The organism is Pseudarthrobacter sp. fls2-241-R2A-127 (assembly GCF_030209355.1).
In the GTDB taxonomy this organism is placed as follows: domain Bacteria; phylum Actinomycetota; class Actinomycetes; order Actinomycetales; family Micrococcaceae; genus Arthrobacter.
Genome location: NZ_JARVSF010000002.1, coordinates 204,662 through 225,795, shown reverse-complemented (window position 1 = coordinate 225,795; position 21,134 = coordinate 204,662). Strand labels below are relative to the sequence as shown.

The following is a 21,134-nucleotide window of genomic DNA, read 5'->3' as shown; positions in this document are numbered from 1 at the left end:
GAAGGGCTCCCTTCTCCGGCAGATGCCGCCCGGGGAATCGGGAAGCATTCATGCCCCCAATAGATTCTGGTGCACCCGGGGAGCCTGCGGAACCCCTGACGGCGTCCTCCCTTCAATGAGCTCGGCGTAGAGCTCCAGGTGGTCGGCCACCATGCGGCCGGCGCTGAACCGGTCCTCCGCGGTTTGCCGGCACACAGCCCTGTCCAGCCCGGCCGCGGCCGCCACGAAGTCGGCGAGTTCCTCGGTTTTTCCCAGGAAGCCCGTCCGGCCGTGCTCCACGATTTCCGGGGCCGCGCCGATGAGCGTGCCGATCACGGGGGTGCCGGTGGCGAGCGCCTCGATCATCACCAGGCCGAACGGTTCGGACCACTGGATGGGGTTGAGGAACGCCGTTGCCTCGCCAACCAGCCGGTGTTTGGCGGCATCGTCCACTTCCCCCACGAAATCCTCGTTGGAGCCCAGCATCGGCTCGATGACCTCCCGGAAGTAGCGCACTTCATCCGGTTCCCGCATCTTCACGGCGATCTTGAGGTGCATGCCTGCCTGCCGGGCAATCGTGATCGCCTCCAGCAGGCCCTTGTCCGGGCTGGAGCGGCCCACGAAGCACAAGTAGCCCCCGCTGCCGGTCCCCAAGGGCACGGCGGAGAGGTCCATTCCGTGGTGGATGATCCGGGTGACGGGAACAGCGGGAGCGTGGGATGCCTGGTCCCGGGAGATGGCGATCACCGCACCGCGCCGGGCAACGGCACGGTAGATGTCGGCCGCCTGGGCGTGGATCGGCCCGTGGATGGTGGTGGCCACCGGCACTCCGGGCGGCCGGTGCAGGTAGAGGGGCCCGGCCATCGTGTGGTCGTGGATGATGTCCACGTCCTGCAACCCCTCATAGGCCCTGACAACATGGCTGAGCTCGCTGAGGCTGGTACCCAACCCCGCATACTCGGCCGGACGCATCCCCGGCACGAGCCGCACCGGGCAGGTACTCTCGAGCGGCGCCGCCAGCAGGACCTCATGCCCTGCGGCGGCGAAGCCACGGGCAAGGGTGTCCACCACTCTTTCAGTGCCACCGTACGTTGCCGGCGGGACCGGGATCCACGGCCCTGAGACAAGTCCAATCCGCATTCCTGGCCTCCCAGGTTACAGGCCGGGCTCCCCAGCGGGCCGGGCAAAACGGTACCGGGCGGCCTTCACGCACCCGATGCGTTTTCTTTTCCGCAGGCCGCTGCATGACCAACTGATCCGACTATTGCCCACGATGGCCGCCACCACAAGACCCAATGTGGCGGATCTCATAACAGGTGCCGGAATGGCAGCCCCCTGCCGTTCAGTTATGCATGCCATGAAGATTGAGATCTGGTCCGACGTTGCCTGCCCGTGGTGCTTCATCGGCAAGCGCCGCTTTGAGGCCGCCCTGGCGTCCTTCCCGCACCGTGACGCGGTTGAGGTGGTGTGGCGGAGCTACCAGCTGGATCCGGGCCTGCCGGAGCACTTCGATGGCACCGAGTTGGAATACCTGAGCAGCCGCAAGGGGATGCCTGCCCAACAGGTCTCACAGATGTTCGACCATGTAGCACAGCAGGCCACGGATGAGGGCCTGGAGTACCGCTTCGACAAGGTGGTGGTGGCCAACAGTTTCACGGCGCACCGGCTGATCCACCTCGCTGCCGCCCACGGCAAGCAGGACGCCGCCAAGGAGCGCCTGCTCAGCGACCACTTCGAGCACGGCAAGGACATCGGCAGCCGGGACTACCTGGCCGGCCTGGGCCGCGATCTGGGCCTGCCGGAGCATGAGGTGGACGAACTCTTCACGACGGACAAGTATTCGGATGCTGTCCGGTCCGATTTCCAGGAAGGGCAGTCCCTGGGCATCAGCGGGGTCCCGTTCTTCGTCATCGACCGCAAGTTCGGCCTGTCCGGCGCCCAGCCCGCGGAAACATTCACCCGCGCACTCAATCAGGCGTGGCAGGAGGCCAACCCGTTGGTGCTGGTCAATTCCACCGAGGCCGAGGCCTGTGGGCCGGACGGCTGCGCAATCTAGCTCTTTTTACTGACACATCGCGGTAAAGTGTCTGTATGCCCAGGATTTCAGCGGCCAGCAACGCCGAACAACGCGCCGACACCCAGCGCCGCATCCTCACAGCCTTCGGCGAACTGCTCTTCACCCACGGCCTTCCCGGCTTGACCATGACGGACGTGGCCCGGCACGCAGGGGTGGGCCGTACCGCTGTCTACAACTATTACGCGGACATCGAAGAGCTCTTGATTTCCTACGCGCTGGAGGAGACCGAGAAGTTCCTCTCGGACCTGCGCGACTCGCTGGGCCGGCTGGAGAACCCGGTGGAACGGCTGGCCCTCTACGTCCGCGCCCAGGTGGTTGACCTCAGCCGCCGCCACCTCCCGCCGGGACCGGCCATGGGGGCGGTGCTGTCGCCGTCGTCCTTTGCAAAACTCTCCGACCATGTCAGCGAGCTCAGCACCCTGCTGCAGGGCATCCTGCGTGACGGCATGGACCAGGGCTACTTGCCGGTGGCGGACGTGGGGCAGCAGTCCCAGCTGATCCTGGGCACGTTGTCCTCCAGCGCCGCCAGGGGCAGCGATGAACCTGCCGAACTGGAAGCGCGGGTGGCCCGGACGGTGCGGTTCATCCAGTTGGGGGCCGGGGCAAGGTTCGACGACGACGGGCAGCCACTGCGCGTGGCCGGCCTTCCGGCGGCGGCCGGCCAGGGGTGATCAGCGCGCCGGCGCGGCTGCCGGCGTCACCGGAAGCTTGTTGGCGTCCGCCGTGCGGCGGCTCTCCCGGGGACAGCCCAGCGTGCCGGGGGTCTGGTCCACCACGTCCGCCGGGACCAGCGCTGCGAAGTCATGGGCGAGGATCACGTCCACGCTGGCGTCGGTCCGGCTGTCCTGGAAGTAGTCAGACCCCGGAACATTGCGCTGGACCGTGAAGGCGGCAGCCTGCCCGGCGGCGCCTGAGACCACCGCCGCTACGCCCCGGTAGCCGGCGTTGACGCTCGACACATTGGCCACCGCGAACTTCCGCGCCAGGAACTCATCCGCCACGGAGCGGGCCAAGCCGGCCCGGGTGGTGGAGTTATAGACGTTGAGGCTGACCTTGTCATTGGGCGTGTAGTCAAACACCGCAGTAGGGCACGAAGAGACCGGCTTCTGGCTCGGCTCTGCCGTTGGCACCTTCAGCCGCCCGTTGATGATGGCCAGGGCAACGATGATGGCGGCGGCGATCAGCCCCACCAAGAGGACCAGCACCACACCGTGCAGCACACGGCGGCGCACCCGGGCCGTTTGGTCCGCCTCTTTGGCCGCTTCCATCGCCGCCCGCAGCTCGGCGCCGGACACCACGCGGTGGCCATGCAGGACGCTGAGGTCCTTCGGGGCGCGGCTAGCCATCGATCACCAGGACCCGGGCATGGATCGCGGTGCGCTGGTGCAGCGCCGTCCGAACCGCGCGGTGCAGGCCGTCCTCCAGGTAAAGGGTTCCCTGGTACTGCACGACGTGCGGGAACAAGTCACCGAAGAAGGTGGAGTCTTCGGCCAGCAATGCCTCAAGGTCCAGGGTGCGCTTCGTGGTCACCAGTTCATCCAGCCGGACCGGCCGCGGCGGCAGCGACGCCCACTGTTTCGGGGTGCTGTAACCATGGTCGGGGTAAGGGCGACCCTCGCCCACAGCTTTGAATATCACCATGCAACAGTAGGCACCGCGCAGCCCCAGCGAAAGTATCAGGGCGCACCGGCGCCAGGTTGTAGCCAAACAGTGACCATCCGTCACATCGCTCCGCTGTCCGGCAGCCGGGCGGTCCCTGCTGACAGAATGGAGCCATGACCGCATCCGAGTCCCCCGCCGTGTCCAAGCCCGGAACCCGCCTGCCTTCAGCGCCCCCGCTGGCGCTGCTGCTGGATGTTGACGGGCCGGTGGCCAGCCCGGTGTCCCGCGACGTAAAACCGGACATCATCCTTGACCTGGTGGCCCTCGCCGCCGCCGGGATTCCCGTCATCTTCAACACCGGCCGCTCGGACGCGTTCATCCGCGAACAGGTCATGGAACCGATGATCGCCGCCGGGATTCCGGCCGGAACGGTCATCCACGCCGTCTGCGAAAAGGGCGCCGTCTGGTTCAGCTACACCTCTGCCGGGCCCGGCCCCATTCACGTGGACCGGGAGTTGGCCGTGCCCGCGGCGTACGGCGACGACATCCGGCGCCTGGTGGCGGAGGATTACGCCGCCCACATGTTCTTTGACGAAACCAAACGCGCCATGGTCTCGGTGGAGCAGCACATCGACGTGCCCAGCGCCGATTACCTGGCCGAGCAAAAGCTGTTCGACGCTGACGCCGTAGAACTTATGGGCCGGCACGGCCTGGGCGTTGTCCGGCTGGACCACCATGCGCCCAATTCCGACGACGAAGTGGACTACCGGGTGGATCCCACCATCATCTCCACGGACATCGAGTCCGTGCGGCTGGGGAAGGATCTCGGCGCCAGCCGAGCGGTGGAGTTGCTGGCCGCGGAGGGCATCACGCCCCAGGCCTGGCGGACGGTGGGCGATTCCCGGACCGACTATGCGATGGCCGACTGGTTGCACCATAACGACCACCCGGTCAAGCACGTTGACGTCCGGCCCGCGGACGGCGTGCCCAGCAAGCCCTATCCGGTCCTCACGGCAGCGGACCTGGGACTGGACAGCACGGTGATCCACGACGACGCCGGCGGCGCTTTCCTGCGTGCCTGGCGGGAGGCACTGGGCGCCTGAGTCCCTGCCGCGGCGGTCCGAAACCTGCTGTTACCACGGCAGGACTATCATGCAGGTAAGAAAGCTTACTTCGACCACCACGGAGACAACCATTACAGAAGCACCGGTCCAGGACGAGGTCTACTACGGTGGCCAGGCGTCCGTGGAGGAACAATTTCACGCTGAGATCACGTCGGCGGCGGCGGAGCAGCGGCTCAGGCACCGCCCCGATGTCGTCCGGCACAAGGGCCGCTACGCCCTGATCAACGACACCCGGACCCCTTACCAGGCCATGGTGGAAGACCTGCTGTTCCTGCGCAACGTCCTGGCAAACGCCGGCCTCGCCTACCTCCTGGTCCGCGGCAACAACGACCGGCCCGTGGTGGCGCTGGACTGGAAGAGCCGGAAGAAACTTCGCACGGCCCTCGTGGAGGCGTGCCGGGACGAACCCTTCTACTCCATGACCGTGGATGCCAAGAAGAAGACCTCCGTCCTGGTGGCGGACGGCGAACTGTCCTCCAACCGGCAGGCACGGATCTTCCGCCTGTACCGGCCGCGGGTGGAACCGGTGGGCGGTTTCGAATTCGGCGCCTCCGCCGGTGTCCAGATCGAGCTGTGGTCCTTCGAAGGCGAGGAACTGATCCTCCCCATCGAGAACTCCCTGACCCGCAGGACCATGCTGCGGCAGGACGCCGTCCGCGGCACCGTGGAACGCTACGGCCACACCTGGCCCACCATCGAGAACATGTTCGCCGACCACGCCAGCGACATCAGCTTCGACATCGACCTGGTCTTTTCGTGGGTAGATGGAAGCTCTCCGGAATACATTGCGGCCCGCCGTGCACAGCAGCAGGGTGTGGTCCTTGGCGAGGGCGACGACCATGAAGCCCGGTTCCGGCAGATCAACGAGCTCAAGTACGCACTGCGCTCCGTGTACATGTTCGCCCCGTGGATCCGCCGCATCTTCATCGCCACGGACTCCCCCGCGCCGGCCTGGCTGGCAGAGCACCCATCCGTCACGATCGTCCGCAGCGAAGAGTTCTTTTCAGACCCTTCCGTGCTGCCCACGCACAATTCCCAGGCCGTCGAGTGCCAGCTCCACCACATTGAGGGATTGTCCGAACACTTCCTCTACTCCAATGACGACATGTTCTTTGGCCGCCCGGTAGGCCCGGACATGTTCTTCACCCCCGGCGGCATCACCAAGTTCATCGAGGCCGAAACCCGGATCGGCCTGGGCGAGAACGCTGCCGAACGCAGCGGGTTTGAGAACGCCGCCCGGGTCAACCGCAAGCTCCTCTGGAACCGGTTCGGCCGGATCACCACCCGGCACCTGGAGCACACCGCCGCCCCGTTGCGGCGCAGCCTGGTGGCCCAGATGGAGGAGGAGTTTCCGGAGGAATTCCGGAAGACGGCGGCCAGCCGGTTCCGTGCGGCGGACAACATTTCCGTCACCAACTCGTTCTACCACTACTACGCCCTGCTGACGGGCCGCGCGGTCACCCAGACAGCAGCGAAGGTGCGCTACGTGGACACCACCATGCGGGCCGGGATCAAATACCTGCCCAAGCTGCTCGCGAAGCGGAACATGGACTTCTTCTGCCTGAACGACGGCAGTTTCCCTGAGGTCAGTGCGGACGAGCGCGCCGAAGCCGTGACCGAGTTCCTGGAAAAGTACTTCCCCATCAAGGCGCCTTGGGAGAAGTGAGTCCGGGCACGAAGGCCCGGACTCACCGGCTGACCATCTCCGGGAACCGCCGCTCCTAGTTGCGGCTGGCCACTCCCTGTTTGGTACTGCGGCGCTGCTTGACGGTTTCCGGGATCCGCACGCCGGCAGCCGCCAGGCGCCGGGCGGTTTCCTCGGGCGAGACGTACTCTCCCACGGTGCCCGCATGGCCCAGCGGCACCACGGAGTGCACAATCGTGTGCTCGTACACGTGCACCAGGTTGAAGGCCTGGCCGCTGTCCTGCCCGCGGGTACCTCCCACCGGAACGTTGAGGTCCTGGGTGTAGCAGGATGCCGAAGCGACCGAGACCGGAACACCGGCGAAGGTGGCAGTCGTGGAGTAATGCAGGTGGCCGGCCAGGATGGTGCGGACGTCAGAGTTGCGTACTACTGCTGCCAGTGAGGCCTGGTCGCGCAGCTCCACCAGAACGGAGAGATCGAGCACCGAAGGGACCGGCGGGTGGTGCAGCGCCAGGATGGTGCCGTCCGGGGCCGGCGTTTCGAGTTGCCGGGCCAGCCACTCCAGCTGCTCCGCGCTCAGCTCGCCGTGGTGGAAGCCAGGGACCGTGGTGTCCAGGGTGATGACGCGCAACCCGTTGATGAAGTAACTGTGGTCCACCGGTTCATCGGTGCCGGGCTGGTCCAGCAGGCCCCGGCGGAAGTTCGCGCGGTCGTCATGGTTCCCCATGGCCCAGATCACCTTGGCGCCGAGTTCCTCGCACGCAGGGTCCACGATGGCCCGCAGCTTTACATATGCTTCGGGATCGCCCTTGTCAGCAAGGTCGCCGGTAAAAATCACCGCCTCCGGCTTTGCGCCGGACGCTTTGACTCCCTCGAAGAGCTGAATGAGGCGCGCTTCACTGTCGACGGTTCCGTAGAGGGGCTCTGGACCTCCCAACAGGTGGGGATCACTCAAGTGGAGTAGGAAGTGGCGTGGCCGGGGATGTTCGGCCTCGATGTGCTCCATTGCTACCTCTATGGTCGGTGGGAAGCCGTTCTTCCCTTGTACCCTTCAGTAATATTTATCCAATCAGACATTTGGCAAACTTGGGGTAAATCGCCGTAGCTGATGTGGAAAAAATCAAAAGAACTGCGCTTCTGCAGGCTTAATTCGGCCTGACCGGGGTATCAGCCCAGCGCTTCCTCGATCGCTTCGATGACCTTGGGCGCATCCGGCTCCACGGTGGGGCCGAACCTGGCCAGCACCGTCCCGTCACGGCCCACCAGGAACTTTTCGAAATTCCACTTCACCATCCCCGGCAGCAAGCCGGTCCGGAACTTGGTCAGCTCGGTGTACAGCAGGTGCTGGTTCCGGCCCCGGACGTCAGCCTTGGCGGTGAGCGGGAACGTCACCCCGAAGTTGCGCTCGCAGAACTCCGCGATTTCGCTGTCACTGCCGGGTTCCTGGCCGGCGAACTGGTTGCACGGGACACCGAGGACCTCGAACCCGCGGTCGCGGAACTTTCCATAGAGGGCCTCCAGGCCGGCGTACTGGGGCGTGAACCCGCAGTTGGAGGCGACGTTTACCACCAACACCACTTTTCCCTTGAACTGGCCGAAGTTCGTCCTGGTGCCGTCATTGAGGAGCAACGGAATCGGGTACAGGGGCGCCGGGCGCTGTGTCTGCGAAAGGAAGCTCATACTTCCTATTCGTTGCCGTTGGCACGGCGTACGGGTCCGCAGTTGAAAAATTTCCTGCCTAGGACGTCGTGGGCACCGGGGTTGGCTCCGCCGTCGTCGGAACCGGCGTGGGCGAAACCGTCGTTGGGGCGGGTACCGGTTGGGCCGTCGTCGGCACTGGCTCGGGCGTTGGATCCGTAGGCGACGGCGACGCCTCGGTTGGCGTCGGTGCCGGTTCAGTAGGCGACGGCGACGGCGACGTCTCAGTTGGCGTCGGTGCCGGTTCAGTTGGCGACGGCGACGGCGACTGATCCGTCGGTGTTGGTGACGGGGATGGGGATGCCGTCGGGTTGCCGGGTGTCGGGTAGGACGACGGCGGAGTGGAACTGGACGACGACGGCGGGGAGCTGGGCGAAGGCTGGGCAGCCGCCGTCTGGGCCGGCGTCGTCAACTGCCCGTTGGACGTTGGCTGGAAGGTCGCGGACGGCACCGGGCCGGGCAGCAGGGGCGACGGGACCGGCGATGACTCCAGGCCGGCGGCCGGCGATGGGCCCCGGTCCACCTGGATCGGGATGGTCCAGGTGATCCGCCCATCGGACAACCCGGGGCCGGGGCCGTAGGAAACCATGCTGGCCGGCAGCGCTTGGCCCAGGGCGCGCAGTTGGAGGAAGCCCCAGTTCAATGGATTGGTGTACCGGCCATTCTGGATCGTCTCGAAGTGCAGGTGGCAGCCCGTGGACCACCCGGTGGTTCCCACCCGGGCGATGACCTGGCCCACCTGCACCCGGTCGCCCATATGGACGCCAATCGACTCAAGATGGTTGTACGTGGTGATGAGGCCATCACCGTGATCGATCTCCACCCGGTTGCCCCCGCCCCAGGGATGCCACCCCGCAGCGCGGACCACCCCGGAGTCGGCCGCGTAGACGAGGGTTCCGCAGGCGGCCGCATAGTCCTGGCCAAGGTGGAAGTCTCCCGACGTGCCACTGAGGGGGCTCACCCGGAAACCGAAGGGTGAGCTCGGATTCAGCAACTCAAGCGGCGCCATCAGGAAGCCTGCGGGCGGCCGGCCTGTTCCTGCCGGTCCCAGTGCAATGCCGGCCGAAGGGTCCTGGAATCCGCCCAGCGCTGCATGCGGAAAAGCCAGGGTGACATGCGGGTCCGAAGCGATGGCCGGAGGAAGAAGGGACCCGGCACCAACCTGGTCCGAGGCCGGCGGACCAGTATTGCCTGCCGGCTCGGAGCCGGCGCCTCCGAACGCACCCGTGGATGCCACGCCACCGGGAGTCCCGGTCCGGTCCACCGCTCCGGCCAACCGGACAGGCCCGGCCGGGCCGCTGGAAAGATTGACTGCATAGACGGCCGCCGCGAGCATACCTGCAGCGGCCACGGCACGGGCCATGTGGGGAAATGTACGCTGGGCCGGCTTGCTGCTGCCGGGCACCCAATGCTTGCCCATTGATCGACTCCAGGACGGGGCGTGCCGCACGTTGTCTCGACGGTACGTCCCATGGGACCACAGGTCCGTCGGGCGGGGAACCCTGGAGCAGCACAATGCGGGTTTTTTGTGGGCTCTTAGGGGGAGGCGCCGGATTGTCCGCCGGGCAGCATGCCGTGCCTGCCCAAATGGGCAACAATGACTCATGCGCAATGTGCTCCGTACGTGGCGGGACGAAGTCAAGAAGACCTTTTCAGGCAGGGCCGACGCCCCACCTGACTGGACGTTGCGCCTTGCCGAAGGCGACGACGCCGGCTACCACCTGCCAGGTTCGGCGGTGTGGGCGGTGCACGGCTCCATGTCGCCCATCGTGGGCGGAATCCGGACACTGCTGATGCAGTCCCTTCATCCCGGCGCCCTGGCAGGTGTGCACGAACACTCCAACTTCCGCGAGGATCCCCTCCGCCGGCTGGCCAATACCATCCGCTGGATTTTCACCGTCACCTACGGTTCCACGGCCGCCGCGGAGGAGGCATCACGGCGCGTCCGCCGCCTCCACGAGCCGGTGCACGGCAGCTACCAGGACAACGCCGGCGCCGAACGCGAGTACAGCGCCAACGATCCCGGGCTGGCAGCCTGGATCCACATAGCGTTTACGGACGGGTTCCTGGCCGCCCACAGGATCTGGGGCGGCCCTATCCCCGGCGGAGAAGATGCGTATGTCCGCGAGTGGGCCCAGGCCGGCCGGCTCATGGGCGTGGAGGATCCGCCCCTCACCCGGGCGCAGATGCGCAGCCAACTGGACTCCTGGTACGAGAAGGGCGAACTGCGGGCAGACAGCCGGGTGAGGGAAACGGTGGAGTTCATCCGCAACGCGCCCCTGCATCCCCTCCTGAGGCCGGGCTACCGCGTGTTGTTCGCCGCCGCCGTCTACAGCCTGGAACCCCGATACCGCCGGATGCTGGGGGTCTCCGTTCCACGGCTGGGCCCCTTCCCGCTGCCGGTGAGGCTGGCCACAAAGGTGGTGCTCGGCGTCGTCCATCTCGCCCTCGGGGGCCTCCGCAGGCGCAAGGGTCCCAGCGAATCAGCTGCCCTTGCGCGGTTGCGCCGCCTGGGCGTACCAGCCGCGGATCTAGCCTGAGCAGCAGCCCACCATCCCGGGGACGGGGCCAGGATGGTTAAACCAAAGAACCCGGCCCTGGCAGCTGCCAGGGCCGGGTTCCAACCGGCGGAGAATGGGGGATTTGAACCCCCGAGGGCGTTAACCCAACACGCGTTCCAGGCGTGCGCCATAGGCCGCTAGGCGAATTCTCCAACTGCTTCTGAATCAAAAGCAGGTACCAGATTACCTGAACTTTTCCGCATCGCCCAATTGGGCCGCCCAGGCCCTGTTTTCGAACGTGCCCGGGAAGAGCCTCCGCAGCCTGCCAGGCTCCGCCCCAGCTTGGGAAATGGACGCCCCCAATGCGCCCATTCCCTGTTGCTGCACCGTTGAGCTGCCGGGTCCGGTTCGTTCAGCCAGGCCACGCAGCTCACAATCTTGAGATTGCCCCAATCGGTGTATATACAAATGATCGTGGCTGCCCCGGGGATAAGCAATGGAAATCCACTTTGTGGCCCACCTTTCCTCCCTTTCGCCGGCGCCCCCGCCTGCGACGTCAGGGCGGCAGCCGGCCGATTCGAGTCGTGCCGCATGTTCAGGTAAAGTGTTTGACGGCCCCTCATGTGGCGTCATCCTGTTGAACTCCCCCAGGACCGGAAGGTAGCAAGGGTAAATGGGCTCTGGCGGGTGCATGGGGGGTCTTTACTATTCCCCCACAGGGCGGCAGGATGTCAGCCCGGATTGGTAGGGTTTTCTCTGTGACAGTTACTACCGCCCTGTACCGCAGATACCGTCCCGACTCGTTCGCTGACGTTATCGGGCAGGAGCATGTCACCGAACCGTTGATGACCGCTTTGCGCAAGAACCGCGTCAACCACGCCTACCTTTTTTCCGGCCCCAGGGGCTGCGGCAAAACCACCTCCGCCCGCATCCTGGCGCGCTGCCTCAACTGTGCCCAGGGCCCCACCGATACCCCGTGCGGCACTTGCCCCAGCTGTGTGGAACTGGCCCGTGGCGGCTCTGGTTCCCTCGACGTGATCGAGATCGATGCCGCGAGCCATGGCGGTGTGGACGACGCCCGCGACCTCCGTGAACGCGCCACCTACGCCCCGGTCCGGGACCGCTACAAGATCTTCATCATCGACGAAGCCCACATGGTCACGTCCGCCGGTTTCAACGCCCTCCTGAAGATCGTTGAAGAGCCGCCGGAACACATCAAGTTCATCTTCGCCACCACGGAGCCGGACAAGGTCATCGGCACCATCCGCTCACGGACCCACCATTACCCGTTCCGGCTGGTGCCGCCCGAGCCCCTGATGGCATACCTTGAGCTCCTGTGCCGCCAGGAGAATGTTCCGGTGGCTCCCGGCGTCCTGTCCCTGGTCATCCGGGCCGGCGGCGGATCCGTCCGTGATTCCTTGTCCGTCCTGGACCAACTCATGGCGGGTGCCGGGCCCAACGGGCTGGACTACGAGCTCGCCGTCGCGCTGCTCGGCTACACCCACGCCTCACTGCTGGACGACGTCGTGGAGGCCGTAGCCGCTTCTGACGCTGCAACAGTTTTCCGCGCCGTGGACCGCGTCATCCAGACGGGCCATGACCCGCGGCGGTTCGTGGAGGACCTCCTGGAGCGCTTCCGCGACCTCATCATTGTCCAGGCCATGCCGGAAAGCGCTCACGCCATCCTCCGGGGCATGCCGGCGGACCAGATCGCCCGGCTTCAGAACCAGGCGCACAACCTTGGCGCCGCAGAGCTCTCCCGGGCAGCCGACGTGACCAACACGGCCCTGACCGAGATGACCGGAGCCACGTCGCCGCGGTTGCACCTTGAACTGCTGTGCGCCCGGATCCTTCTTCCCAGCGCCGAGCAGAACGAACGCGGCATGGCGGCACGGATCGACCGGGTGGAGCGGCGCCTCAACTACGCCGGGAACGACGTCGGGGCTGCCGCGCCGGCAGCAGCGCCGGCGCCTTCAGAGTCAGCACCTGCCGCTCCGGTCCAGGCACCGGCGGCTGCGGTCCAGGCACCAGCGGCGCCAGTCCCCGCGCCTGCCGCACCAGTCCCGGCACCTGCCGCCCCAGTCCAGGCCCCGGCGCCGGCTGGATCGGCGTCAGGCCCTGCGTCAGGGCCTGCGTCACCGGGCCCGCGGCCTGGCCAGGAAGCCGGCCAGCCCGCGCTCCACCCGGGCCAGGATTCGCCGGACCAGCCAACGAACATTTCGGGGGCAACAGCTGCCACCCGCCCGCAGGAACCGGAACGGGAAACTCCCGCTTCTGCCGGCCAGGCAGCCCCCGCGGTGCCAACATCATCCTCGGCAGGAGCTGCTTCCGGGAGCAGCCAGGCAGCGGCCGCCCCGGATGCGCGCAGCTCCCTCACTCCCCCACGCGTAAGCACCAACGACTGGCCCGTGGAGGAGCCGGCACGCGGCCGCGCACCCCAGACGCCGGCTGCGGCAGCAGCCCCCCGCGCAACGCCGCCGCCGGCGGCACAAGAAGAACCGGCCCGGTCAGCCCCGGCAGCTCCGCCGGCGATGGGTGACGTTGAAGTCCTCCGCAGGGCGTGGCCTGATGTCCTGCAGACCCTGTCGAAGATCAAGCGCAGCACGTGGGCCCTGGTGGAACCCAACGCCCAGGTCAGCGCCTTCGACGGCAGTATCCTGACGCTCTCCTTCACCACGTCCGGACTCGCCGGCGCGTTTGGCCGGGCGGACCACTCGGACAATCTGCGCCAGGCCATCCACACGACGGTTGGCATCGACCTGCAAATCAACGCGGTTGCCGGCGGCGCCAGCCAGGCGAGCTCTGAGCCAAACCCAAAAGTGCCGGCCAGCCCGGTGGTTCCGGCCACTTCAGCTGACGTTGCCTGGGGACTTGCACCGGCCCCCGCCGAATCACCCGCAGGCACGGCAGCCAAGGCTCCCGCAGCCACGCCTGCCCCAGCACCTGCACCTGCGGCATCACCTGCACCTGAAGCAGCTGCATCACCGGCAGCCGGAACGGAACCGGCGCCTCCAGCGGCATCCGCGCCTGTCCCTCCAGCGGCAACGACGCCTGCGTCTGCAGCCGTACCGGCCCATGCCGCGTCGTCGCCCGCCCCCTCCATCGCCGCTCGCCCAGCCGCTGACAACCAGCGCCGGGAATCCGTCCCGCCGGCAGCCGAAGGCGCAGGAGCGCGGGGCACAGTGTCCGGGCCCTCCCGGACGGAGTCCGAGTACCCTTCCGCAGCCGGAGACTACTCCTATTCGGACGACGACTGGGGCCCGCCTCGGGACGAGGATGCTCCGCCACTGGATGAGGAACCCCCCATGGACTGGGAACCCTCGGCCCGCGGGTCCAGCTCCGTCAAGCCGACGGCCCCCACTGCCGGCGCGGACCGGCCCTCCGGCAGCAGCACCCGCAATGAAGCCACGCGAACAGGGCAACCCGCCACAGCTCCTGCCGGCACCACCGGACACGGCGAGGCCCCATCTGCGGGAGCCGCGCACGACCCCTGGGCCCGGGCCGTGGAGCAAGCCCCCGGCGTCTGGGTAGTTGGGGACAAGAGCAACGTTGGCACGCCATCGGTCGGTGCTTCCGCCGACGATTCGTCGGCACCCGCCGCCCCTGCCCCGGTTCCGCATTACGAACCGGCCACCGCCCAAGTGCCGCCCGCCATCCCGGCCTCCGCGCCCAAGGCAACTGTCGAGGCGGACTGGGGTGTGGGCACGGTAAACGACAACAGTCGTGAGGACGCCGTCCGCGACGCGTCCCAGCCGGCAGCTGCCCAGCCCGCCCCGGAACCCGAATTCGCCATGGCGTCAGCCGGGCCGGCTACAGCTGCCCCGTCGCGGCCACAGGCCCCGGCGGCTGCGCCGTCAACAGGACGTCCTGACACGCGGCAAAGCCTCTACCAGCGGCTGTCCAACAGCCCGGAAGCCGAAGCCGGCCGCGCCAAGGCACCTTCCAGGGCCGCAGCAGCACCCACCGCGTACGTCCAGGACATCCCCAGCGCCGACGACGAAACCATCGAGGAGTCCGGCGTCTTCGGACGCGCAGCGGTGGAGCGTATTCTGGGCGGAAAGCTGATCGAGGAACGGTCCACGGACGGCAGTCCCATAGCTCCCCGGTACTGACCGGCCGCACCGCCACAGACCGCTGGTCCGCACGTGGCGGCCTGCCGTGACTTGCCCGCCATCCACATCGAACTAAAGAGGGAATTGTGTACGAAGGTGCTGTCCAGGAGCTGATTGACGAGCTCGGACGCCTTCCGGGGGTGGGACCCAAGTCGGCGCAACGGCTCGCGTTCCACATCCTTGAAGCCGATCCCCAGGATATGAAGCGGCTGGTCGAGGCCATCACCACGGTCAAGGAGAGGGTCAAGTTCTGCACGGTCTGCGGCAACGTCACCGAGCAGGAGCTCTGCAACATTTGCCGGGACCCGCGCAGGGATCCCGCCTTGATCTGCGTGGTGGAGGAGTCCAAGGACGTCCTGGCCGTGGAACGCACCCGGTCCTTCCGCGGCCGCTATCACGTCCTTGGCGGTGCGATCAATCCCATTGCCGGCATCGGTCCGGAGCAACTGCGGATCCGCGAACTGCTGACCCGGCTGAACGACGGCGCCATCCAGGAAGTCATCATCGCCACGGACCCGAACCTTGAGGGCGAGGCCACGGCAACGTACCTTGCCCGGATGCTCAAGACGATCGGCATCACGGTCACCCGCCTGGCGTCCGGCCTTCCGGTGGGCGGGGACCTCGAATACGCGGACGAAGTCACATTGGGCCGGGCCTTCGAAGGCCGTCGAAACGCCCTGGCCTGACGGCAGGCCCGCCCGCTGCAGCATCGCGCACCGCCGGATTCCGCTGCCCAAGGCGGCGCCGCCAGGAGGCCACCCGGGCTCCAGCCACCAGCACACCGGCAAGGCCGCCCTGGATCAGGAGGCCTGCAGCACCCAAAGGCGTGTGCGTTGCCTCCCGGCCCAGGGGTACTCCGTTAACGCAGGGCACCTGGGTGCCGTCGGCTGCTTCCTGCAGCCTGGACGAGAGCCAGCCGAGGGATTCCCTCCCGGCGTCCTGCTCCGCGGCCAGCATAAGGAACACCACGGCGGGGCTTGAGGCGGCCAGCCACATAATGCGCTCGGTCCGGTAAGTTTCCGTGGTTCCAGCCGAAACGGTGGAGCATTCATACGCCAGGAAGGTCCCGTCCGGCGCCTGTTGCACATTCATGGCCACGGTTACTGGTTCCTCTGAACGGACAGCGGGGAGCAACAGGATGCAGGTCCCCACACCGCCGGCTACCAGGAAGATGGCCACGAACCAGCCCAGAGCCGCCGCCCAGCCCCTTTTCCCGGCCATGGACGCCACGGACGCCCCCATCCCGCTGAAGAGGATGGCCTCCATTGCCGCCACCACCGCGGAAACCGCTGCCAGAGCTGCAGACTGCCCGGCCATCGCTGCCTGTATCAGCAGTGCGGCCAGGATGAGCGCCGCGAATACCAGGCTGCGCATGATCGAAGCAAAGATCGGTATCACCAAGCTGGCGGCCTGCTCCTGTCCCCTGGGCGGGCGCCAACAGGCCACACCCCAATGCATGGCCACGAACGCTGATACGGCCGGGAACAGCAGGAGCGCGAGCAGGTAGGCTGCCGCGGGCGTCGGTTCGGCGGCCCCGTCGGTACTCCGGGGCAGCAAGGCAAGCGTCCCAACAACAATCGCCATGGCGAGGGCGGAGCCCAAGGTGAATGACCAGAAGCGCAACGTACGCACTGTCCACCACCAGTCCAGTGCGGCTGCCCGGATCGCCGGTCCGAACACCGGACCGGCCGTGGATTCAACCCCGTCGTCGCCTCCAGGTTGCAGGCCGCCGGCGTCCTGTCCTATTGGTTCGAAGTATGGCCCGGGCAGTTGCGGATCAGGGAGGTGCCAATCGTCAGCCACGTGCGGACTGCCTTTCCCCGGATAGGCCCCCACGCAGCGGTGTCCGGCCTGCCCGCCGCCATCTGGTTCACGCTAGTCCTATCGTGGGCCGGTATGTGGTCATAATTCAACGTCCGTTCGGGCACGGCGATAAACTGTCGGAGGAAGTCTCGCCGCCAGGCTTCATGGCCTCCAAAACTCCAACTGATCCGATGAAGGTACGCGCATGAGTACGCCCACTACCGAACTGCACAACGCAACCCAGCCGCAGGTGGCGCCCGCCGCCGGCGCGGTGACCAAACAGCTCATCGTGCAGAAATTCGGCGGTTCCTCCGTGGCGGACGCCGAAGGGATCAAACGCGTGGCCAAGCGCGTCGTCGATGCCCAGGACGCCGGCAACGAGGTAGTGGTGGTCGTCTCGGCAATGGGCGACACGACCGACGAACTCCTGGACCTCGCCGCGCAGGTGACAGATTCCGCCCCCGCCCGCGAAATGGACATGCTCCTCTCCGCTGGCGAGCGCATCTCCATGGCGCTGCTGGCCATGGCCATCAACAAGCTCGGCGCATCCGCACAATCCTTCACCGGATCCCAGGCCGGCATGATCACCGACGGCATCCACGGCAAGGCCCGGATTATCGACGTCGACCCGCATCGTATCCGCACGGCACTGGACAAGGGCAACATCGCCATTGTTGCCGGTTTCCAGGGCATGAGCCGGGCCACCAACGAAATCACCACGTTGGGCCGTGGCGGCTCAGACACGACGGCCGTGGCACTCGCAGCGGCCCTCGAAGCGGACGTGTGCGAGATCTACACCGACGTCGACGGCATTTACACCGCCGATCCGCGTGTTGTCCCTTCAGCCCAGAAGATCGACACCATATCGAGCGAGGAGATGCTGGAACTCGCCGCCTCGGGCGCAAAGATCCTGCACCTGCGCTGCGTGGAGTATGCCCGCCGGTTCGGCGTGCCGCTGCATGTCCGTTCCTCATTCAGCCAGCACGAAGGCACCTGGGTCATTCCCGGCGCCGACGACAAGATCACCACTCAAGAGGGAGTTGCCTTGGAGCAGCCAATCATCTCCGGCGTTGCGCACGACCGTTCCGAAGCGAAGGTCACCGTGGTCGGCGTTCCCGACATTCCCGGCAAGGCCGCGGCGATCTTCCAGGTCATCGCCGACGCCCACTCAAACATTGACATGATCGTCCAGAACGTTTCCACCCACGGCACGGGCAAAACCGACATCTCCTTTACCCTGCCCATCGTCGAGGGTGCCGATGCCCTGGCCGCCCTCCACGCGGCGCAGGACCAAATCGGGTTTGAGGCCATCGAATACAACGAACAGATCGGCAAGCTGTCCCTGATCGGCGCCGGCATGCGCTCGCACCCCGGCGTTTCGGCAACGTTCTTCAAGGCCCTGTCCGACGCCGGCATCAACATCAACATGATCTCCACCTCTGAAATCCGCATCTCGGTGGTAACCCACGCCGACCTGCTGGACGAGGCCGTGCGCGTGATCCACCAGGCGTTCGGCCTGGACAGCGAAAGCGAAGCAACCGTTTACGGCGGCACCGGCCGCTGAGCAGGCACAGAAAAGCCCGGCTGCCGTTACGAAGGTAACGGCAGCCGGGCTTTTCTGTATGGGGACTACCGGTCCAGGTCTTCCCGGCGCACGGCGTAGTGATGGCCGGTTGAATCGGTTTCCACCACGAAATGCGAAAGATCCTCTTCGGAGGCCTGTTCAAATTCGTCGTGTTTGTGCACCACGGGCGTGTCGGCATCCAGCCGGGTGGCGGGGCCGAAGAAGAAGCGGAGCCTCTCGGTCAGGCCCATGAAACCACTGAGGACATGTGCCACTGTTTTCCACCCCCTTCCCGAACCTCGGGGGAAAGTGCTACTGCTTCCGACCGGAAACAGTGCCCTCATTCTAATCCCGGGGCCGGAAAAAGGCGCCTGTCCGCACGGGTGGAACGGCTAACGCAGGGAGCGGTCCTCAGGGTTCCTGGGTACCACGTAGGTGCTGCCGTCCGGCCTGGTAATGGTCTCCCACTGCTGGGTCTCCGCCTGGCGCTGCGCCAGCAGCCGGCGGTTTTCCTCTGTCATGTCGTGCGCCAGCGCGGAGCGGTTGGCCGGGCCGAAAACAGCCCTGAGCTTTCCCGTGGCGCGCATGAAGCGCTGGGAGGCGTTGCCTTTGTCCCCGGACCTGTCCCTGCCCATGAACGTTCCTTCCATGTACTGCTCGTGTCCAATAAATGTACACTAATTATTAGTGCACTAACAATGGAAGGAAGCCATGACCGCCACACCTCCCGTCGATGCCGTCCAGGATGAAGACCTCCTCTTGGAACATCAGCTGTGCTTTGCCCTGACGGTAGCCGCCCGCAGCGTGGTGGGCGCCTACAAGCCTGTGCTGGAAAAGCTCAACCTCACCCACCCGCAGTACTTGGTGATGCTGTGCCTGTGGGAAACCAGTCCGCGCACCGTACGGAACATCAGCGAGGCTTTGGCCCAGGAGCCGGCCACCATCTCTCCGCTCCTGCGCAGGCTCGAGGCGGCAGGCCTGATTACCCGGGGACGCGCGGAGGGCAACGAACGCGCCCTCGCCGTGGCCCTGACGCCCGAAGGAAGGGCGCTCCGGACACAGGCCCTGCAGGTCCCGGGGACCATGATGGAACGGCTGGGCCTCACCCGGGAACAGGTGACGGAACTGCACGCCTCCATGATGGGACTGATCGCCGCCACGTCGGAGGGCATCCGCTGACTGGACGCTGCCGCGGGGCTCCGCCGGCAACGGGTTCGCGCAACACGGGCGACTAGAATTGCATGACGAAGGGAAGGTGGCCTGATGCGTAACCCACGGTTGGTCGCAGTTGTCCTGGCCATGAGCGCCGGGCTGCTCTCCGGCTGCAGCGGCGGGCCCTCAGCGTCCGGCAGTTCCCCCTCCGCCCCCTCCCCCGGTACTGAAACCCCGGCTACGGCCACCGCTCCGGCAACCTCCCGCCCCAGCAACGGGCCCGGGCAAGGAAACGCCGAGCTTGCCATCACCGTGGTGCCGTCGGGCGGCTCACCCGAACTCAACTTCACGTTGCTCTGCACCTCCGGAACCCCCGCCGCGAAAAGCAGCCACCCTGATCCTGCTGCTGCCTGTGCGGCCCTCAAGGCAAACCCGGCAATCGTGGCTCCGGCCGCACCGGGAAGCGACCGGGCCTGCACCCAGCAGTACGGCGGGCCACAGAAAGCGACTGTGACGGGGTCAGTCGATGGGGTCGCCGTCGACTCCTCCTTCGCCCGGACCAACGGATGCGAAATCAGTGCGTGGGACGCCGCCAAGGATGTGCTCGGTGCCGCCGGTGGAGCTTCTTAGCCTGCTGGCGGAGGACAGCGCGCAGATCCGGGAGGAAGACCACCTGCAGCGCGTCAGCCGCTACGCCGATCCTTACCTTGCCCGCCGGTCGGCGGGGCAGAAGCACCCGGTGGAGGATTTCCTTTTCACCTACTACACCCAGAAGCCGGGCCAGTTGAAGCGTTGGCACCCGGGGGCCGGAGTCGTCCTCACCGGCGGCCAGGCAGCCGCCCGGCAGGGATGGAAGCACTACCGGACGCTCGACGACGGCGAGCTTGCCTCGCTGGGGCTGGCTGCGGGGAGCACGGCTGTCACCTTCGACCGGGCCGCCTTCCCTGCGGACCGTAAGGAAGCAGTGGCATTCGCCGGGGTGATCCTTCGCGGCACAGCGTCGCGGCCCGCACAGTTCGGCTGCTTCGGCCTGCATGAATGGGCCATGGTTTACCGGCAGGACAAGTTCGACCTCCGCCACGAATACCTGCAGCTGCGGCTTGGATCAGCGGGCACGGACAAGGTGGTGGAGGACAACAAGATCCGGTGCACCCATTTTGACGCTTTCCGGTTCTACACCCCCGATGCCATCCCGCTCAACGAGTTTTCACCCAGCCGGGAGTCGCAGCGCCACATGGAACAGCCGGGCTGCCTGCACGCCAACATGGACCTCTACAAATGGGCGTACAAGCTGCTGCCGGCACTGTCCAGCGAACTGGTCATGGACTGCTTCGAACTCTCCTGGCGCATCCGGGCCATGGACATGCAGGCCTCACCTTACGACCTCGCCGAGTGGGGCTACCCCGCCATTCCCATCGAAACTCCACAAGGCAAGGCTTCCTACGTTGAGTACCAGCGCAATTTTGCCGCGGAGGCAACCGCGCTGCGGGAGAGGCTTGCGCTGGACCTCGGCGCCCTCGCGGATGGAGTGCAGAAGTGATCGACCTGGCCATCAGCGTCCGGGAGACCCCGGATGCTCCCGAGTATGTGTTCCGGCTGGTGGCGAAGGACGGGAGTCCGGCGGCCGGAACCACCCTGCCGGCACCGGAGGCCGCGCTGGCGGCCGTGGAGGAATTCGGGGAAGACATCTTCTTCCCCCGGCCCGGACCACCCCGGCTGTGCACCCAGCAGTATGGGGGACCCCAGGTTGCCGTCGTTTCCGGCACCTTCCATGGACGGCCGGTCCATTCGGTCTTCACCCGGACGGATGGCTGCGAGATCGCCCGCTGGAACGCGATGGCTCCCCTCCTGGGTGGCAGCGCCGCCTGACCGCCGGC

At 66.5% G+C, this 21,134-nt stretch carries 21 protein-coding genes, 1 tRNA gene and 1 other RNA gene; 13 read left to right on the top strand and 10 right to left on the bottom strand.

The genetic code is table 11. The annotated features are described in order from the left end of the window. Positions 1-48 precede the first annotated feature (48 nt). On the bottom strand, positions 49-1,119 hold the full coding sequence (locus QRN53_RS01145) for a glycosyltransferase family 4 protein (RefSeq protein WP_285242187.1): 1,071 nt from the start codon (positions 1,117-1,119) through the stop codon (positions 49-51). Between the two features lie 217 nt (positions 1,120-1,336). On the opposite strand from QRN53_RS01145, the gene QRN53_RS01140 reads away from it, so the two are divergent. Both QRN53_RS01140 and QRN53_RS01135 read left to right on the top strand, forming a co-directional pair. After that, the gene (locus tag QRN53_RS01140; RefSeq protein WP_285242186.1) at positions 1,337-2,035 is read left to right on the top strand and encodes a DsbA family oxidoreductase; all 699 of its coding nucleotides are present in this window, start codon (positions 1,337-1,339) and stop codon (positions 2,033-2,035) included. Between the two features lie 35 nt (positions 2,036-2,070). Further along, positions 2,071-2,727 (top strand): TetR/AcrR family transcriptional regulator, encoded by a 657-nt coding sequence (locus QRN53_RS01135; RefSeq protein ID WP_285242185.1) that lies wholly within the window; start codon positions 2,071-2,073, stop codon positions 2,725-2,727. Here QRN53_RS01135 and QRN53_RS01130 read toward each other — a convergent pair whose 3' ends face one another. Continuing rightward, on the bottom strand, positions 2,728-3,402 hold the full coding sequence (locus tag QRN53_RS01130) for a LytR C-terminal domain-containing protein (RefSeq protein ID WP_285242184.1): 675 nt from the start codon (positions 3,400-3,402) through the stop codon (positions 2,728-2,730). Beyond that, entirely contained in the window at positions 3,395-3,694 is a 300-nt protein-coding gene (locus tag QRN53_RS01125) for a type II toxin-antitoxin system VapB family antitoxin (RefSeq protein ID WP_255769974.1), read from the bottom strand. Before QRN53_RS01125 ends, QRN53_RS01130 begins: the two co-directional genes overlap by 8 nt. A gap of 137 nt (positions 3,695-3,831) precedes the next feature. Here QRN53_RS01125 and QRN53_RS01120 point away from each other — a divergent pair, with 137 nt between their 5' ends. Further along, entirely contained in the window at positions 3,832-4,761 is a 930-nt protein-coding gene (locus QRN53_RS01120) for a Cof-type HAD-IIB family hydrolase (RefSeq protein ID WP_285242183.1), read from the top strand. Between the two features lie 49 nt (positions 4,762-4,810). Continuing rightward, on the top strand, positions 4,811-6,448 hold the full coding sequence (locus QRN53_RS01115) for a stealth family protein (RefSeq protein ID WP_285242182.1): 1,638 nt from the start codon (positions 4,811-4,813) through the stop codon (positions 6,446-6,448). A gap of 55 nt (positions 6,449-6,503) precedes the next feature. Here the strand turns inward: QRN53_RS01115 and QRN53_RS01110 are convergent, their stop codons facing one another. From QRN53_RS01110 to QRN53_RS01100, 3 genes are all read right to left on the bottom strand, one after another. Next, entirely contained in the window at positions 6,504-7,433 is a 930-nt protein-coding gene (locus QRN53_RS01110) for a phosphodiesterase (RefSeq protein ID WP_285242181.1), read from the bottom strand. Between the two features lie 161 nt (positions 7,434-7,594). Further along, the gene (locus QRN53_RS01105) at positions 7,595-8,107 is read right to left on the bottom strand and encodes a glutathione peroxidase (protein WP_285242180.1); all 513 of its coding nucleotides are present in this window, start codon (positions 8,105-8,107) and stop codon (positions 7,595-7,597) included. Positions 8,108-8,165: 58 nt separating this feature from the next. After that, entirely contained in the window at positions 8,166-9,545 is a 1,380-nt protein-coding gene (locus tag QRN53_RS01100) for a M23 family metallopeptidase (RefSeq protein ID WP_285242179.1), read from the bottom strand. A 184-nt stretch (positions 9,546-9,729) separates the two neighbouring features. Here QRN53_RS01100 and QRN53_RS01095 point away from each other — a divergent pair, with 184 nt between their 5' ends. Continuing rightward, positions 9,730-10,665 (top strand): oxygenase MpaB family protein, encoded by a 936-nt coding sequence (locus tag QRN53_RS01095; protein ID WP_285242178.1) that lies wholly within the window; start codon positions 9,730-9,732, stop codon positions 10,663-10,665. Positions 10,666-10,753: 88 nt separating this feature from the next. Here the strand turns inward: QRN53_RS01095 and QRN53_RS01090 are convergent. Next, positions 10,754-10,838, bottom strand: a tRNA-Ser gene (locus QRN53_RS01090). Positions 10,839-11,236: 398 nt separating this feature from the next. Here QRN53_RS01090 and ffs point away from each other — a divergent pair. The 3 genes from ffs to recR all read left to right on the top strand — a co-directional run bounded on the left by ffs (position 11,237) and on the right by recR (position 15,424). After that, an RNA gene (gene ffs / locus QRN53_RS01085) (signal recognition particle sRNA small type) lies at positions 11,237-11,333 on the top strand. Positions 11,334-11,354: 21 nt separating this feature from the next. Next, on the top strand, positions 11,355-14,738 hold the full coding sequence (locus QRN53_RS01080; RefSeq protein WP_502934805.1) for a DNA polymerase III subunit gamma and tau: 3,384 nt from the start codon (positions 11,355-11,357) through the stop codon (positions 14,736-14,738). A gap of 86 nt (positions 14,739-14,824) precedes the next feature. After that, positions 14,825-15,424 carry a recombination mediator RecR gene (recR, locus tag QRN53_RS01075; protein ID WP_285242176.1) on the top strand — a complete coding sequence of 200 codons (600 nt, stop codon included), beginning with the start codon at positions 14,825-14,827 and terminating at the stop codon, positions 15,422-15,424. On the opposite strand, the gene QRN53_RS01070 is transcribed toward recR, so the two are convergent. Beyond that, positions 15,378-16,541, bottom strand: a complete 1,164-nt coding sequence (locus tag QRN53_RS01070; RefSeq protein ID WP_285242175.1) for a hypothetical protein — start codon at positions 16,539-16,541, stop codon at positions 15,378-15,380. The two genes, recR and QRN53_RS01070, sit on opposite strands and share 47 nt — an antisense overlap. A gap of 205 nt (positions 16,542-16,746) precedes the next feature. Between QRN53_RS01070 and QRN53_RS01065 the strand changes: the two genes are divergently transcribed. Further along, positions 16,747-18,105 (top strand): aspartate kinase, encoded by a 1,359-nt coding sequence (locus QRN53_RS01065; RefSeq protein WP_018763157.1) that lies wholly within the window; start codon positions 16,747-16,749, stop codon positions 18,103-18,105. Positions 18,106-18,170: 65 nt separating this feature from the next. Here the strand turns inward: QRN53_RS01065 and QRN53_RS01060 are convergent, their stop codons facing one another. Continuing rightward, complete coding sequence (locus tag QRN53_RS01060) at positions 18,171-18,380, bottom strand: hypothetical protein (RefSeq protein WP_285242174.1); 210 nt, start codon at positions 18,378-18,380, stop codon at positions 18,171-18,173. A 117-nt stretch (positions 18,381-18,497) separates the two neighbouring features. Next, a complete protein-coding gene (locus QRN53_RS01055) occupies positions 18,498-18,740 on the bottom strand; it encodes a hypothetical protein (RefSeq protein WP_285242173.1) in 243 nt (80 codons plus the stop codon). A 76-nt stretch (positions 18,741-18,816) separates the two neighbouring features. Here QRN53_RS01055 and QRN53_RS01050 point away from each other — a divergent pair, with 76 nt between their 5' ends. From QRN53_RS01050 to QRN53_RS01035, 4 genes are all read left to right on the top strand, one after another. Continuing rightward, positions 18,817-19,284, top strand: coding sequence for a MarR family winged helix-turn-helix transcriptional regulator (locus QRN53_RS01050; RefSeq protein ID WP_285242172.1), 468 nt, complete (start codon positions 18,817-18,819; stop codon positions 19,282-19,284). 84 nt (positions 19,285-19,368) lie between these two features. Next, complete coding sequence (locus QRN53_RS01045; protein WP_285242171.1) at positions 19,369-19,887, top strand: SSI family serine proteinase inhibitor; 519 nt, start codon at positions 19,369-19,371, stop codon at positions 19,885-19,887. Next, complete coding sequence (locus QRN53_RS01040; protein ID WP_285242170.1) at positions 19,865-20,797, top strand: 3-methyladenine DNA glycosylase; 933 nt, start codon at positions 19,865-19,867, stop codon at positions 20,795-20,797. Before QRN53_RS01045 ends, QRN53_RS01040 begins: the two co-directional genes overlap by 23 nt. Then, entirely contained in the window at positions 20,794-21,126 is a 333-nt protein-coding gene (locus QRN53_RS01035) for a serine protease inhibitor (RefSeq protein WP_285242169.1), read from the top strand. Before QRN53_RS01040 ends, QRN53_RS01035 begins: the two co-directional genes overlap by 4 nt. Positions 21,127-21,134: the final 8 nt, after the last annotated feature.

Bases quoted from the DNA above. Each gene is read 5' to 3' on its own strand.
- QRN53_RS01110 (WP_285242181.1), bottom strand. From the start codon at position 7,433: ATGGAGCACATCGAGGCCGAACATCCCCGGCCACGCCACTTCCTACTC.
- QRN53_RS01100 (WP_285242179.1), bottom strand. From the start codon at position 9,545: ATGGGCAAGCATTGGGTGCCCGGCAGCAGCAAGCCGGCCCAGCGTACA.
- QRN53_RS01115 (WP_285242182.1), top strand. From the start codon at position 4,811: ATGCAGGTAAGAAAGCTTACTTCGACCACCACGGAGACAACCATTACA.
- QRN53_RS01145 (WP_285242187.1), bottom strand. From the start codon at position 1,119: ATGCGGATTGGACTTGTCTCAGGGCCGTGGATCCCGGTCCCGCCGGCA.
- QRN53_RS01120 (WP_285242183.1), top strand. From the start codon at position 3,832: ATGACCGCATCCGAGTCCCCCGCCGTGTCCAAGCCCGGAACCCGCCTG.
- QRN53_RS01065 (WP_018763157.1), top strand. From the start codon at position 16,747: ATGAGTACGCCCACTACCGAACTGCACAACGCAACCCAGCCGCAGGTG.
- QRN53_RS01140 (WP_285242186.1), top strand. From the start codon at position 1,337: ATGAAGATTGAGATCTGGTCCGACGTTGCCTGCCCGTGGTGCTTCATC.
- QRN53_RS01080 (WP_502934805.1), top strand. From the start codon at position 11,355: ATGTCAGCCCGGATTGGTAGGGTTTTCTCTGTGACAGTTACTACCGCC.
- QRN53_RS01045 (WP_285242171.1), top strand. From the start codon at position 19,369: ATGCGTAACCCACGGTTGGTCGCAGTTGTCCTGGCCATGAGCGCCGGG.
- QRN53_RS01135 (WP_285242185.1), top strand. From the start codon at position 2,071: ATGCCCAGGATTTCAGCGGCCAGCAACGCCGAACAACGCGCCGACACC.
- QRN53_RS01055 (WP_285242173.1), bottom strand. From the start codon at position 18,740: ATGGGCAGGGACAGGTCCGGGGACAAAGGCAACGCCTCCCAGCGCTTC.
- QRN53_RS01050 (WP_285242172.1), top strand. From the start codon at position 18,817: ATGACCGCCACACCTCCCGTCGATGCCGTCCAGGATGAAGACCTCCTC.
- QRN53_RS01105 (WP_285242180.1), bottom strand. From the start codon at position 8,107: ATGAGCTTCCTTTCGCAGACACAGCGCCCGGCGCCCCTGTACCCGATT.
- QRN53_RS01130 (WP_285242184.1), bottom strand. From the start codon at position 3,402: ATGGCTAGCCGCGCCCCGAAGGACCTCAGCGTCCTGCATGGCCACCGC.
- QRN53_RS01095 (WP_285242178.1), top strand. From the start codon at position 9,730: ATGCGCAATGTGCTCCGTACGTGGCGGGACGAAGTCAAGAAGACCTTT.